This is a genomic window from Paraburkholderia kururiensis (assembly GCF_034424375.1).
GTDB classification, from domain to species: domain Bacteria; phylum Pseudomonadota; class Gammaproteobacteria; order Burkholderiales; family Burkholderiaceae; genus Paraburkholderia; species Paraburkholderia kururiensis_A.
Genome location: NZ_CP139965.1, coordinates 4,728,672 through 4,742,643 on the forward strand (window position 1 = coordinate 4,728,672; position 13,972 = coordinate 4,742,643).

Sequence of the window (13,972 nt, forward strand, 5' to 3'; positions counted from 1 at the left end):
CATTCGGATCGGAGTCTCACATGAGCAAACAGTTACAGGATGCATATATCGTCGCCGCGAGCCGCACGCCCATTGGCAAGGCGCCGCGCGGGGTGTTCCGCAACACGCGGCCTGACGAGCTGCTGGTGCACGCGATCAAGTCCGCGGTGGCGCAGGTGCCGGGACTCGACACGAAGGTGATCGAAGACGCGATCATCGGCTGCGCCATTCCGGAAGCGGAGCAGGGCCTCAATGTGGCGCGCATGGGCGCGCTGCTCGCCGGCCTGCCGAACACGGTGGGCGGCGTCACGGTGAACCGTTTCTGCGCCTCCGGCGTGACGGCGCTCGCGATGGCCGCGGACCGCATTCGCGTGGGCGAAGCGGACGCGATGATCGCGGGCGGCTGCGAGTCGATGAGCATGGTGCCGATGATGGGCAACAAGCCGTCGATGTCGCCGCACATCTTCGACGCCAACGAGAACATCGGCATCGCTTACGGCATGGGTCTTACGGCCGAGCGCGTGGCCGAGCGCTGGCAGGTGAGCCGCGAAGCGCAGGACGCGTTTTCGCTGGAGTCGCATCGCCGCGCGATTGCCGCGCAGCAGGCGGGCGAGTTCAAGGACGAGATCGCGCCGTACACCGTGACCGAGCGCGTGCCTGATCTGGCGAGCGGCGAGGTGAAGGTGAAGACGCGTGAAGTCGCGCTGGACGAAGGTCCGCGCGCCGACACGTCGCTGGAAGGCCTCGCGAAACTGCGCACCGTGTTTGCCAACAAGGGATCGGTGACGGCGGGCAACAGCTCGCAGACCTCGGACGGCGCGGGCGCGCTGATCGTGGTGTCCGAGAAGATCCTGAAGCAGTTCAACCTCACGCCGCTCGCGCGCTTCGTGAGCTTCGCGGTGCGCGGCGTGCCGCCGGAGATCATGGGCATCGGGCCGAAGGAAGCCATTCCCGCGGCGCTGAAGGCCGCGGGTCTCACGCAGGACGACATCGACTGGATCGAGCTGAACGAGGCCTTTGCCGCGCAGTCGCTCGCCGTGATCCAGGACCTGGGCCTCGATCCCGCCAAGGTGAACCCGATGGGCGGCGCGATTGCGCTGGGCCATCCGCTCGGCGCCACGGGCGCGATTCGTGCGGCGACCGTCGTGCATGCGCTGCGCCGTCGCAACCTGCGCTACGGCATGGTGACGATGTGCGTGGGCACCGGCATGGGCGCGGCCGGCATCATCGAGCGTCTGTAAGGTGCAGGCCGCTTCTTCGCATGCTCGCTTGCCCGGGCAGCGAGGAGACACCGTAAAGGCATGAACGGTTCGCAGGCCGCGAGGTTTGCGAGCCGTTTTCGTTCAACGGAGGAGACCCGCGAATGACCCCCGACATCCTGACGAGCCAGGCCGACGACGGCGTGCTCACCATCACGTTCAACCGGCCGGCGCGCAAGAACGCGATTACGGCAGCGATGTACCAGACGATGGCCGACGCGTTCGTGACCGCGCAGCACGACAAGGCCGTGCGCGTCGTGCTGTTTCGCGGCAGCGAGGGCACGTTCTGCGCCGGCAACGACCTCGAAGATTTCATGAAGGCGCCGCCTGCGGGCGAGGACGCGCCGGTGTTCCAGTTCCTGCGCGCCATCAGCACGGCGGAAAAGCCTGTGGTCGCGGCGGTGGCGGGCGCGGCCGTGGGCATCGGCACGACGCTGCTGCTGCATTGCGATCTCGTCTACGCCGCGGACACGGCGAAGTTCTCGCTACCGTTCGCGCAACTCGGGCTGTGCCCGGAGGCGGCATCGTCGCTGCTCTTGCCGCGCATTGCGGGTTATCCGCTTGCAGCCGAAAAGCTGCTGCTGGGCGACGCGTTCGACGCCCAGGAGGCGCTGCGCATGGGCTTCGTGAATCGCGTGCTGCCCGCCGCGGAGGTGGAGGCGTTTGCGCTTGCCCAGGCGAGCAAGCTGGCGGCGCTGCCGGCGTCGTCGCTGCGTGTGACCAAGGCGCTGATGAAAGGCGCGGCGCAGCACGAAGTCCATACCCGCATGACGGAAGAGGCCGTGCACTTCGGCAAGATGCTGCTCGCGCCCGAAGCGCGCGAGGCGTTCAAGGCGTTCTTCGAGAAGCGCAAGCCGGATTTCAGGCAGTTCGATTGAGCCCCGTGAACGACTGACTGGACGAACAAGAACGGCGCTTTCGGCGCCGTTCTTTTTGCCTCGCACCTCACGCAAACAACCACGCACGTCACGCGTCGACCTTCCCGTTACGCCGTTCCATATTCCACATACCCGGACTCCCGGCAAAAGCTCACGAGCCGCAAGCCCGCCTTCTTCGCGATGGCAATGGCCAGCGACGACGGCGCCGAAATAGTCGCCACCAGCGGCACCCCCACGCGCGCGGCCTTGCGCACGAGTTCGTAGCTGGCGCGGCTGGAGAGAAACACGAAGCCGTCCGTGGTGTCGGCGCGCTCCAGCACGAGCTGGCCGATCAGCTTGTCGAGCGCGTTGTGGCGGCCCACGTCTTCGAAGGCATGCAGAATCTCGCCCTGCGCGTTGCACCAGGCCGCGGCGTGCAGACCGCCGGTGAGCTTCGTCAGCGCCTGGTGCGCGGGCAGGTCGTGTGCGGCGCGGGCGAGCGCGTCAGACGCGAGCCGCGCGAGAAAGCCCGTATCCGGCACGCGCTCCGGTTGCAGATCGAGCAGGTCGATGCTTTCGATGCCGCACACGCCGCAGCCCGTGCGGCCCGCAAGCGCGCGGCGCTTCTCCTTCAATCCCGCGAACGCCTGCTGCACGATGGTCAGCTGCACTTCGGCGTAAGGCAACTCGCCGTCTTCGCGAAACGCGACCTCGATGTCCTGAATGTCGGCGTTGCGGTCCACGATGCCTTCCGAAATGGCGAAGCCCACCGCGAAGGCTTCCAGGTCGCGCGGCGTGCACATCATCACCGCGTGCGAGATGCCGTTGAACACAAGCGCCACGGGCCATTCCTGGCCGACGTGATCGACGAGCGTTTCGGCGCCGCCGCCGCGGTGGCGCGTGACGGGCAATTCGATGGCGCCGGGCTGGCCGGCGGTTTCCAGTGGGTTCAAGCGTGGACTCCTTGGTGCGTCGCCCTGACGGGGAGCCCAGCCTGAGGCGGGCTCGTGGGTCGCGCAGAAGGTTCTAAAATACCCCAAGCCGGCGCCCCGTGTGGCCGGCGCCCCACAGAACCTGGCTGACAGAACCTGGGATATACCGCCATGGGACTCCACGAAGCGCCGCTGCTTTTCCAGTTCGAGATCGCCTCATCCGAGGACCTCACTTACATTCCGATGTCCGTCCGCTTCAACCTGGACCGCTTCGGTCTGCGCATCTCGCTCGCTCAATGGCAGATGCTGCCTTACGAGGACCGCAAGCTGCTCGCGCGCTTTCCGGTGGAGGAAGACGCGCAGATCGAGCCGAATTTCGACCACGCGCTCTTCGAGATGCTGCGCACGCACGCCAACGTGGAGCCGGAATGGTTCACGCCCGATGCCGCGCCGGCCTGGCGCGAGACCGGCGCGGTGCCGGAAGGCGTGCTGAACCAGGCGTCGCTTGCCGGCCTCGCGGCTCCGGGCATCGAGCAATGGGCGCAGCTGGCCCCTTTCAAGCGCTACGTTCTTGCCAAGCTCTCGCGCAAGCCGGAAGGCAATCACGATTTCCTGCCTGCCATGCGCGAATTTGGTCTGGCTGCGGCCGCCTGAACGAATTTTTTTCTTTTCCCTCAAACTGTTCCGGACGCTGCCGTTATCCATAGGTTGAGGCGCATCGCGCGCCTGCCCGTCGCAGATATGTTGTCAATAAAGCCCCGCAGGCACCCCGACCGCAGGACGAACGACGCCCGGAACCCATGAACTCTTTCTTCTCGAAGCGGCTGCTGATCAACGTGGCAGTCGTGGCCGCCGCGGTCGGCGCGAACGCGTTCGTCGCGTACACGCAGATACGCGGGCAGCGCGAGGCCGACGCCCGCACCTTGCAGGCCACGCACATCCGCCAGGATCTGGACACCTTTCGCGACACGCTCAACGACGAGCTGATGGCGCTCGGCCGCTACGAGACCGCGGGCGAGGGCGAAAGCGAGGCAGCGAGGCGCGAGCGCGCCGCAACGCTCGACAAGGCCACGGCGCGACTGCGCACCGCGTTCGCCGACATGCCCGACATGGCGGCCGATTTCGACAATCTCGCGCTCGACGCCGCGGCCTTTCAACGCGACGTCCGCGTGGCACTGGATCGCACCGCGACCCCGGCGCCGGCCGGCAGCGACGACTCGCGCACGTGGGTGGCGCCCGTGTACATGCGGCTCGACGTGCAGATGGGCCGCTTCGAAGCGCAGTTCGCGGCGTTGCAGCAGAAGCAGCGCATCGCGCTCGAAAAGGTGATCGACGACTCCATCGCCGCGAACCGCCGGGCCGTGGTGCTGCTCGTCATTTCGATGCTCGCGGGCGGCACGCTGCTCATCTACACCTTCGGCGTGCGCGAGAACGCGGCGCGCGAAAAGTTGCGCATCGCGCGGGCGCTACGCAGCAGCGACGAGCGCTTTCACGGCCTGTTCGAAGCGCACCCCGTGGCGATGTACATCTTCGATCGCGACACGCTGCGCTTTCTCGCCGTCAATACGGCTGCGATCCAGCAGTACGGCTACAGCGAAGCCGAGTTTCTCGCCATGTCGGTGCGCGCCATTCATACGCCCGAGGAAGCGACCCGGCTCGAATTGCATCTCACGCGCAGCGACCCCGCCTCGCATGACGGGCGCACCATGGCCGGCATCTGGCATCACGTGCGGCGCGACGGCTCGCACGTGAGCGCGGACGTGTCGTACCACGCGCTCACGTTCATGGGCCGCAGCGCGGTGTTCGTGCTGGCTGACGATGTGACCGAGCAGATCGCCGCCGAAGCCGAGGCCCAGCGCTCCAACCAGATGCTGGAGACGGTGATCGACAGCATTCCGCAGCGCATTTTCTGGAAGGACCGTGAGTCCCGCTATCTGGGCTGCAACATGGCGTTCGCGCGCGATGCGGGGCTCTCGTACCCGGAACAGGTGATCGGCAAGACCGACCACGACCTGCCCTGGCGCCAGTTCGCGGACACCGTGCGCGCGCACGACCGCGAGGTGATCGAGTCCGGCGTGCCCAAGCTCAACTTCGAAGTGGACCTCGTGATCGACGGCGTGCATCGCACCACCGTCACGAGCAAGCTGCCGTTCACGGCGGGCGACGGCAATGTGCTGGGCGTGCTCGGCTCCTACACCGACATCACGGAGCGCAAGCGCGCCGACCTCGCGCTGCGCCTGCAAAGCCGCGCGCTGGATGCGAGCGTGAACGCAATCATCATCACCGGCCCAGGGCCGGGCGGCCATCTGATCGAGTACGCGAACCCGGCCTTCGCGCGCATCACGGGCTACGATCCTGCCGAAGTGGTGGGGCAGGACTGCCGGCTTTTGCAGCGCGACGACCGCGACCAGGAAGGGCTGCACGCCATTCGCCAGGCGCTGGCGGCCAACCGCGAGGTGAGCGCCGTGCTGCGCAACTATCGCAAGGACGGCGCGCTGTTCTGGAATCAGCTTTTCATCGCGCCGGTGCCGGATGCGGACGGGCGCACCACGCACCACGTCGGCATCGTGAGCGACGTGACCGAGCTGATGCGCTACCAGGAGCAGCTCGAATACCAGGCGAACTACGACAGCCTCACGCGGCTGCCCAACCGGAACCTGCTGCGCGACCGGCTTCAGCAGGCGCTCGTCGCGGCGCAGCGGCGCGAGCGCGGACTCGCGGTCGTGTTCATCGACCTCGACGGCTTCAAGAACGTGAACGACAGCCTGGGTCACAGCATCGGCGACCGGCTGCTTTCTGTGGTGGCCGAACGCCTTGCGCGCTGTGCTCGCGCGAGCGACACGGTGGCGCGCCACGGCGGCGACGAATTCGTGATCGTGATGGCGGACACGGTGGACGAGCAGTCGCTCATTGCGTGGATGGAGCGCGCGCGGGCCGCGATTTCGGAGCCGGTCTGGCTCGACGGCAACGAGCTTTACGTGGGCTGCAGCATGGGTGCGAGCCTCTTCCCGCAAGACGGCGACGACGCCGAAACGCTGATGAAGAAGGCCGACCTGGCGATGTACCGCGCGAAGGACATGGGCCGCAACACTTTCCAGTTCTTCCAGCCCGAGATGAACGCGAGCGCGACCGCGCGGCTCTCGCTGGAGCGGCGCCTGCGGCGGGCGCTGCGCGACAACGAATTCCTGCTGCACTACCAGCCGCAGATCGACATCGATACCGGCCGTATCGTGGGCATGGAAGCGCTCGTGCGCTGGCAGGACCCGGAAGCCGGGCTCGTCTCGCCGTCGGCGTTCATTCCGGTCGCCGAGGAAAGCGGGCTCATCGGGCCGCTTTCCGAATGGGTGCTGCGCGAAGCGTGTCGCCAGAACAAGGCGTGGCAGGTAGCGGGGCTGCCGCCGGCACGCGTGTCGGTGAATCTGTCGGCGCGCGTGTTCCAGCAGCGCAACATCACGCAGCTCGTCACGCAGGTGCTCGAAGAGACCGGGCTCGATCCGCAGTATCTGGAACTCGAACTCACCGAAAGCACGATCATGCGCAACGCCGAGGAAGCGGTGATCATGCTCAACGACCTGCACGCGCTCGGCATCGGCCTTGCCATCGACGACTTCGGCACCGGCTATTCGAGCTTGAGCTACCTCAAGCGCTTTCCGGTGGACCGCCTCAAGATCGACCGCTCGTTCGTGTCGGACATCGGCATTTCGGGCGACGACGAGACGATCACGTCCGCGATCATCGCGCTCGCGCACTCGCTGGAGTTGCAGGTGATTGCGGAAGGCGTGGAGACGTCGGCGCAGCTCGACTTCCTCAAGGAACGAGCGTGCGACGAGATGCAGGGGTTCTTCTTCGCTCGCCCGATGCCGCGCGACGCCATCGCGAATCTGCTGCAGGGCGGCGTGGAGTGCGCCGAGGCCTAGCCCGCAAGCGCGGGCGGCGCGTTCCCGGGATGCGTGCTCAGTCCAGCGTGGGCAGGGCGCGCGGGCGGCGGTCGGAGTCGGTGGCGACGTAGGTGAGCGTGGCTTCGGTCACCTTCACGACGTCTTGTGTGAGGCTCATGCGCTGCGCGTAAACCTCCACCGACACGGTGATCGACGTGTTGCCCGTCTTCACGATGTCCGCGTAGAAGCTCAGCAGGTCGCCCACGAATACCGGCTGCTTGAAGATGAACGAGTTGACCGCGATGGTGGCGACCCGCCCATTGGCGCGGCGGCTGGCCGGAATCGAGCCGGCAATGTCCACCTGCGCCATGATCCAGCCGCCGAACACGTCGCCGTGGACGTTCGCGTCCGAAGGCTGCGGCACGACGCGTAGTGCGGGCGGCTTCTGCGGAAGGTGGATGGACTCGGTCATGTGTTTATCCATGGATAGGGCGCGTGTGGGCGGGTTTGCGTGTATGGGGGAGGCGCGGCGCCCTGAAGCGGCGGGCGCGGCCTTCTGCGACAATACGGAAGATCAGAAATTGTACGGGAAAGTGCGCAGCGGCGAGGCGCGCAGAGCCCTCCCGTCACGAACCCCACTGCACAATCCATGCGTCGCCTTCCCCCTTCCGGCGAGCCTTCGCCGCTCGCAACCGGTCCGCGTAACGACTGGCAGACCATCGTTTCGCTGCTGCCCTACCTTGCCACCTACAAGTGGCGCGTGATCTTCGCGTTGACCTGCCTGATCGGCGCGAAGGTGGCGAACCTGGGCGTGCCTGTCGTGATGAAGCGCATCGTCGACAGTCTCGCCTCCGTGCAGCAGCTCACGGCGCTCGGGCGCGCCGAGCATGCGCCCTCCATCGTGCTGGCGGGCGGCATCGGGCTGCTCGTGATTGCGTATGCCGTGGTGCGACTCTCGACTTCGCTCTTCACCGAACTGCGCGAAATCCTGTTTTCGAAGGTCACGGAAAGCGCCGTGCGGCAACTCGCGCTCAAGGTGTTCCGGCATCTGCATGCGCTGTCGCTGCGCTTTCACCTGGACCGGCAGACGGGCGGCATGTCGCGCGATATCGAGCGCGGCACGCGCGGCATTACGCAGCTCATTTCGTATTCGCTCTACAGCATCCTGCCCACGCTCGTCGAAGTCGGGCTCGTGCTGGGCTTCTTCGTGGTGCGCTACGAGGCCTATTACGCCGTCGTCACGCTCGTGGCGCTGGTGGCGTACATCGTGTTCACGGTGAAGGTGACCGAATGGCGCACGCACTTCCGTCGCACGATGAACGAGCTCGATTCGCGCGCGAACTCGCGTGCCATCGATTCGCTGCTGAACTACGAAACCGTGAAGTACTTCGGCAACGAGGAATGGGAAGCGCAGCGCTACGACGAAAACCTCAAGCGCTATCGCGCGGCGGCCATCAAGTCGCAGAACTCGCTTTCGGCGCTGAACTTCGGGCAGCAGGCCATTATCGGCATCGGGCTCGTGTTCATTCTCTGGCGCGCGACGCAAGGCGTGATGGCGGGCCGGCTCACGCTGGGCGACCTGGTGCTCATCAACACGTTCATGTTGCAGCTCTACATCCCGCTCAACTTCCTCGGCGTGGTGTATCGCGAACTCAAGCAGAGCCTGACCGACATGGATCGCATGTTCTCGCTGATGGGTGTGATGCGCGAAGTGCCCGACGTGCCGAATGCGCCGCCGCTCGCCGTGCGCGGCGGCGAGGTGCGCTTCGATCACGTGAACTTTGCCTACGAGCCTTCGCGGCCCATCCTGCACGACGTGAGCTTCACGATTGCCGCGGGTACCACGACGGCGGTGGTGGGCCACAGCGGCTCGGGCAAGTCGACGCTCGCGCGGCTGCTGTTCCGCTTCTACGATCTGGACCGCGCAACCGGCGGTGCGATCGCCATCGACGGCCAGGACATTCGCGACGTGGCGCAGGACACGCTGCGTGCGGCCATCGGCATCGTGCCGCAAGACACGGTGCTCTTCAACGACACGATCTACTACAACATCGCGTACGGCAGGCCCTTGGCGTCGCGCGACGAGGTGATCGCGGCGGCGCGCGCGGCGCACATCCACGAGTTCATCGAAAGTCTGCCCAAGGGCTACGAGACGTCGGTGGGCGAGCGCGGGCTCAAGCTCTCGGGCGGCGAAAAGCAGCGCGTGGCGATTGCGCGCACGCTGCTCAAGAACCCGCCGATTCTCGTGTTCGACGAAGCCACGTCCGCGCTCGACTCGCGCTCGGAACGCGCGATCCAGCACGAACTCGACCAGATCGCGCGCAATCGCACGACGCTCATCATCGCGCACCGGCTTTCTACGGTCGTGCACGCACAGCAGATCATCGTGATGGATCGCGGGCGCATCGTGGAGCAGGGCACGCATGCGGAGTTGCTGCGCGCGGGCGGCCTGTTCGCGCAGATGTGGGCGCTTCAGCAGCAGCGTGCGGAACAGGAAGCGCGCGATGGGGACGGGGCGGGCGGAAGCGCGGAAGACGCGCCGCACGATGCGAGTGCGTTATCGCAGACGGAGACTAGCGGACGCGCTTGAGCCGGGCGTCCAGTTCGGCGAGTTGCGCGGGCGTGCCCACGTTTTCCCAGACGCCTTCGTAAAGCTCGCCTGTGACGAGCCCACGCGCAATCGACTCGCGATAGTACGGTTTCAGCGCACAGCGCGTGCCGCGCGGCAGTGCGTGGAACATGCGCGTGTCGTACAGGCCGATGTTGCCGAACGTGTAGCGCGGCGAGCCTTCGAGGGAGAGCGTGCCGCCCGCGCGGTCGTCCAGCGCGAAATCGCCCGACGGATGAAACGGCGGGTTCGGCACCATGACGAGATGCATGCCCGGCTCGGGCTGTGCGGCGAGCCGTTCGGCGTGCTGCGCGAGATGCGCGTAGTCGAAGTCGCTGTAGACGTCGCCGCTCACGGCGAGAAAGACTTCCGGCGTACCTGCGTCTTCGAGCAGCGGCAGCGCCTGCGCAATGCCGCCCGCCGTTTCCAGCGCCTCGTGCTCCGGCGAGTAGCGCAGCGCGACGCCCCAGCGCGAACCGTCACCGAGCCGCGCTTCGATCTGCGCCCCCAGCCACGCGTGATTGATCACGATGGTCGCAAAGCCAGCCTGCGCGAGCCTTTCGATCTGCCATTCGATCAACGGCTTGCCGCCAGCGGGCAGCAGCGGCTTCGGGCAGGTGTCGGTCAGCGGACGCATGCGTTCGCCGCGGCCGGCGGCGAAGATCATCGCCTTGCGGTTGAAGAGCGATTGGCTCATGGGTCAGAACGATCGGTCAGAACGTGTAGCCGACTTCGGCGCTGCGGCCTTCGAGCGAATCGAGCAGCTTCGCAAACGGCGCGAGCGGCGCGTAGCGCTGCGTCACCTTGCGCGCGTAGTTCACGAAGCGCGGCAGATCGGCCAGGTAATGCGGCTTGCCGTCGCGATAGTTGATACGGCAGAAAAGGCCCAGCACCTTGATGTGGCGTTGCAGGCCCATCCATTCGAGCTGCCGGTAGAACTCGCCGAAGTCTGCGTCGACGGGCAGGCCCGCCTTCTTCGCGCGCTCCCAGTACCACGCGAAGCAGTCCAGCTCGAAGGCCTCGTCCCACGACAGGAACGCGTCGCGCAGCAGCGAGACGACGTCGTAGGTGATGGGCCCGTACACGGCGTCCTGGAAGTCGATCACGCCAGGGTTCGGCGTGGCGATCATCAGATTGCGCGGCATGAAGTCACGCAGCATGAACACCTGGGGTTGCGCGCGTGCGCTCGCAATGAGCAGCGCGAAGGTGCGGTCCAGCACGCCGCGCGTCGCTTCATCTACGGTATGGCCCAGATGACGACCGATGTACCACTCGGGCATCAGCTCCATTTCGCGGCGCAGGAACGCTTCGTCGAACGGCGGCAGCACGTCTTCGCGCGATGCGAGTTGCCAGCGAATGAGCGCGTCGAGCGCGTCACGCATCAGTTGGCGCGGCGCGGGGCGGCCTGGGTCTGCCGCTGAGGTCGTGCCGTCCGGCGCCGCGCTCTTGAGCGCGTTCAGATACGAATCGGTGCCCATGTCGGTGACGAGCATGAAGCCCGCATCGAAGTCCGCCTCCAGCACGGTCGGCACATGCACGCCGGCATCGGCGAGCAGTTGCGCCACCTGGACGAACTCGCGGCACTTTTCGGGCGGCGGGGCGTCCACGGCAATCGCGGTTCCGCCTTGTTGCGTGCCGGCGGCGAGCCGGAAGTAGCGGCGAAAGCTGGCATCGGACGAAGCCGGCGCCAGCGTGGCCAGATCGAGCCCGTGCCGTGAGGCGCGGCCGCCAAGCCAGGCGGTGAGCAGATCGAGTCGGGGATCGGGGGAGCCGGGCGGGCGAAGGGCGGCAGCGTGGAGCGTCATGAAAACCGGGCGAAAACGGGAGGGGACAACGTATTGCCATATAATACCCCACGACTTTTTTGACGCGACTCGCGCCAAAGCCCCGAACAAACGGTTCGCCCGCCCGCTTCCTACCTTCATCGCAGAGCGCTTGCCCGATGAATTGTTAATGGTTGTGCATTCCAACTGTCACGGTTCGATTGCGCGAGGCGGCAGATCGTGAGCCGAAGGGCGCCCGGCCGGGCCGATCCGCCAAAACCTTACATGCCGCCCAGACAGTTTTTCCAGACGATCTCCTCCAGTGACGACTGCGTGCCGGGCAAAAGGCGGCTCATCGCGGCGCTCGTGGCCGTGCCGGGCTTCGTGCCCGCGTTCGCGCACGCCCAGCTCGCCGGGGACGCCGCGCAGCCACAGGCGCTCGACGGCCCGTGGAGCCTGCGCCTCGCGCCCCAGCTCGAAGAACATCCGGTGGCATCCGGCCAGCGTCCGGCGACGTTCGTGCTGGGCGACAGCACGACGGGCACGGCCAATCAGGACATCGCCGCGAAGGGTTCGGCCGAGGTGCGTCACAACACGGCCATCGTCAAGGCGGACGCGCTCCACTACGACGAAGACACCGACATGGCCGATGCGTACGGCCACGTGCGCATCACCCAGAACGGCAACACGTTCGTCGGCCCCGAGGCGCACCTCAAGGTGGAGTCGAGCGAAGGCTTCATGACCGCGCCGAAGTACCACTTCACGCTGACGGGCGGCTCAGGCAGCGCGGAACGCGTGGACCTGATCGACAACGAACGGTCGGTGTTCACGAAGGGCACCTACACGGCGTGCCGCTGCGAGTCGGACCCGGCCTGGTACATCAAGGGCACGGAGTTCGACTTCGACACGGGCGCCGACGAAGGCGTGGCCCACAACGGCGTGCTGTTCTTCCAGGGCCTGCCCATCTTCGCGAGCCCGTGGCTGTCGTTCCCGCTTTCCGGCGACCGGCGCAGCGGCCTCTTGCCGCCCACCTTCTCGCTCAGCTCGAACAACGGCTTCGAGCTTTCGGTGCCGTACTACTTCAACATCGCGCCGAACCGCGATGCCACGATCACGCCGCGCATCATCTCGAAGCGCGGCGTGCTCACGCAGGTCAACTACCGTTATCTGTCGCCCAACTACGCCGGCCAGATTACAGGCGAGCTCCTGCCGAACGACGCGATCACGAAGACCAACCGCTACGCGCTGTACATCCAGCACAACCAGAATTTCGGCGGCGGGTTCGGCGGCTACGTGTACTACAACAAGGTCTCGGACAACACGTATCCGGAAGACCTGGCGGGCACGTCCACGCAGTTCATCAACGGGCTGCAGACGACGTATCAGCAGGAAGCGGGGCTCACGTACAACAACGGCCCGTGGTCGGTGCTCGCGCGCTGGCAGCACTGGCAGACGCTCGCGCCTTCGGCGCCGCCGTACGGCCGCGAGCCCGAGCTCAACGTGAAGTACGCGAAGTACAACGTGGGCGGCTTCGACTTCGGCGCGGAAGCCGACTACTCGCGCTTTCGCATCACGACGCAGGACGCGACGCAGGGCGACCGTATCGTCTTCAATCCGTACGTGTCGTACTCGGTCGTGGGCCCCGGCTACTTCGTCACGCCGAAGGTGCAGTGGCACTTTGCGTCGTACAACCTGAGCAATATCGGTACGGGGTCGCCGGCGGGCCAGCCGAAGGACTTCACCGAGCAAGTGCCCACGTTCAGCTTCGACAGCGGGCTGATCTTCGACCGCTCGGTGCGCGTGTTCGGCGAGGATTACATCCAGACGCTCGAGCCGCGGCTCTATTACGTCTACACGCCGTACCACAACCAGAACTTCGCGCCGGTTTTCGACACCGCCGAATCGGACTTCGGGCTGGCGGAAATCTTCACGCCGAACACGTTCGTCGGCAACGACCGCATCGCCGACGCGAACCGCATCACTGCCGCCCTCACCACGCGCTTCCTCAACCCGGCGACGGGCGACGAGCGCGCGCGCTTCGTGATCGCGCAGCAGTACTACTTCCGCGACCAGCGCGTCACGCTGCTGCCGGGGCAGGCCACGTCGGAAGCCACGACGCACTCGGACCTGATTCTGGGCGCCGCGCTCAAGCTCGGGGCCGGTTTCGCTTCGGAAACGGCGTTCCAATATAATGCCGACAACAATCAGCTGACGAAGGCGAGCGTGGGTTTCGGCTTCAGTCCGGGCACCTCGCGTGTCGTGAACGTCGCCTATCGCTACACGCGCCAGAACACGACGCTCACCAACGAGCCGATCAACCAGATTCTGATTTCGGGGCAATGGCCGCTCTCGCACCGCGTGTACGGTGTGGCCCGCTTCAATTACGACCTGGGCGGGCACCGCATCGTGGACGGCCTCGTCGGCATGCAGTACGACGCGGACTGTTGGGTGCTCGGCGTGGGTATCCAGCGCTACGCGAACGGGGTGAACACGGTAGGCAATCAGACCACCGGCACGCGCTTTCTGGCGCAGCTCACGCTCAAAGGGCTCTCGAACGTCGACAACGGCCTCGTTGCTGCGTTCCGCGCGGGCGTGGCGGGCTACACGCCGCTGCCGCCGGCTCCGCCGCCCGATTCACGTTTCACCAACTACGAATGACACATGACCGCGGCGCAGCAGGCACGACGATGCGTGGG

General features: G+C 66.2%; 10 protein-coding genes. 6 read left to right on the top strand and 4 right to left on the bottom strand.

What is annotated here, in order from left to right:
• The first annotated feature begins 20 nt into the window (after nt 1-20).
• Nucleotides 21-1,220: an acetyl-CoA C-acyltransferase gene (locus U0042_RS21275; protein ID WP_114809267.1), complete on the top strand. Its 1,200-nt coding sequence runs from the start codon at nt 21-23 to the stop codon at nt 1,218-1,220.
• A 122-nt stretch (nt 1,221-1,342) separates the two neighbouring features.
• The gene (locus tag U0042_RS21280) at nt 1,343-2,116 is read left to right on the top strand and encodes an enoyl-CoA hydratase (RefSeq protein WP_114809266.1); all 774 of its coding nucleotides are present in this window, start codon (nt 1,343-1,345) and stop codon (nt 2,114-2,116) included.
• Between the two features lie 107 nt (nt 2,117-2,223).
• On the opposite strand, the gene fdhD is transcribed toward U0042_RS21280, so the two are convergent.
• Entirely contained in the window at nt 2,224-3,048 is an 825-nt protein-coding gene (gene fdhD / locus U0042_RS21285; protein WP_114809265.1) for a formate dehydrogenase accessory sulfurtransferase FdhD, read from the bottom strand.
• A 150-nt stretch (nt 3,049-3,198) separates the two neighbouring features.
• On the opposite strand from fdhD, the gene U0042_RS21290 reads away from it, so the two are divergent.
• Both U0042_RS21290 and U0042_RS21295 read left to right on the top strand, forming a co-directional pair.
• Nucleotides 3,199-3,681 (top strand): nitrate reductase associated protein, encoded by a 483-nt coding sequence (locus tag U0042_RS21290; RefSeq protein WP_114809264.1) that lies wholly within the window; start codon nt 3,199-3,201, stop codon nt 3,679-3,681.
• A gap of 146 nt (nt 3,682-3,827) precedes the next feature.
• A complete protein-coding gene (locus U0042_RS21295) occupies nt 3,828-6,944 on the top strand; it encodes an EAL and GGDEF domain-containing protein (protein ID WP_114809263.1) in 3,117 nt (1,038 codons plus the stop codon).
• A 37-nt stretch (nt 6,945-6,981) separates the two neighbouring features.
• Here the strand turns inward: U0042_RS21295 and U0042_RS21300 are convergent, their stop codons facing one another.
• Nucleotides 6,982-7,377 carry an acyl-CoA thioesterase gene (locus tag U0042_RS21300; protein WP_114809262.1) on the bottom strand — a complete coding sequence of 132 codons (396 nt, stop codon included), beginning with the start codon at nt 7,375-7,377 and terminating at the stop codon, nt 6,982-6,984.
• A gap of 177 nt (nt 7,378-7,554) precedes the next feature.
• Here U0042_RS21300 and U0042_RS21305 point away from each other — a divergent pair, with 177 nt between their 5' ends.
• A complete protein-coding gene (locus U0042_RS21305) occupies nt 7,555-9,495 on the top strand; it encodes an ABCB family ABC transporter ATP-binding protein/permease (RefSeq protein WP_114809261.1) in 1,941 nt (646 codons plus the stop codon).
• Here the strand turns inward: U0042_RS21305 and murU are convergent.
• Nucleotides 9,479-10,210 carry an N-acetylmuramate alpha-1-phosphate uridylyltransferase MurU gene (murU, locus tag U0042_RS21310; protein ID WP_114809260.1) on the bottom strand — a complete coding sequence of 244 codons (732 nt, stop codon included), beginning with the start codon at nt 10,208-10,210 and terminating at the stop codon, nt 9,479-9,481. The two genes, U0042_RS21305 and murU, sit on opposite strands and share 17 nt — an antisense overlap.
• Before the next feature lie 16 nt (nt 10,211-10,226).
• A complete protein-coding gene (locus tag U0042_RS21315) occupies nt 10,227-11,318 on the bottom strand; it encodes an aminoglycoside phosphotransferase family protein (protein ID WP_114809259.1) in 1,092 nt (363 codons plus the stop codon).
• Between the two features lie 243 nt (nt 11,319-11,561).
• Between U0042_RS21315 and U0042_RS21320 the strand changes: the two genes are divergently transcribed.
• Complete coding sequence (locus U0042_RS21320) at nt 11,562-13,934, top strand: LPS-assembly protein LptD (RefSeq protein WP_114809258.1); 2,373 nt, start codon at nt 11,562-11,564, stop codon at nt 13,932-13,934.
• Nucleotides 13,935-13,972 lie beyond the last annotated feature (38 nt).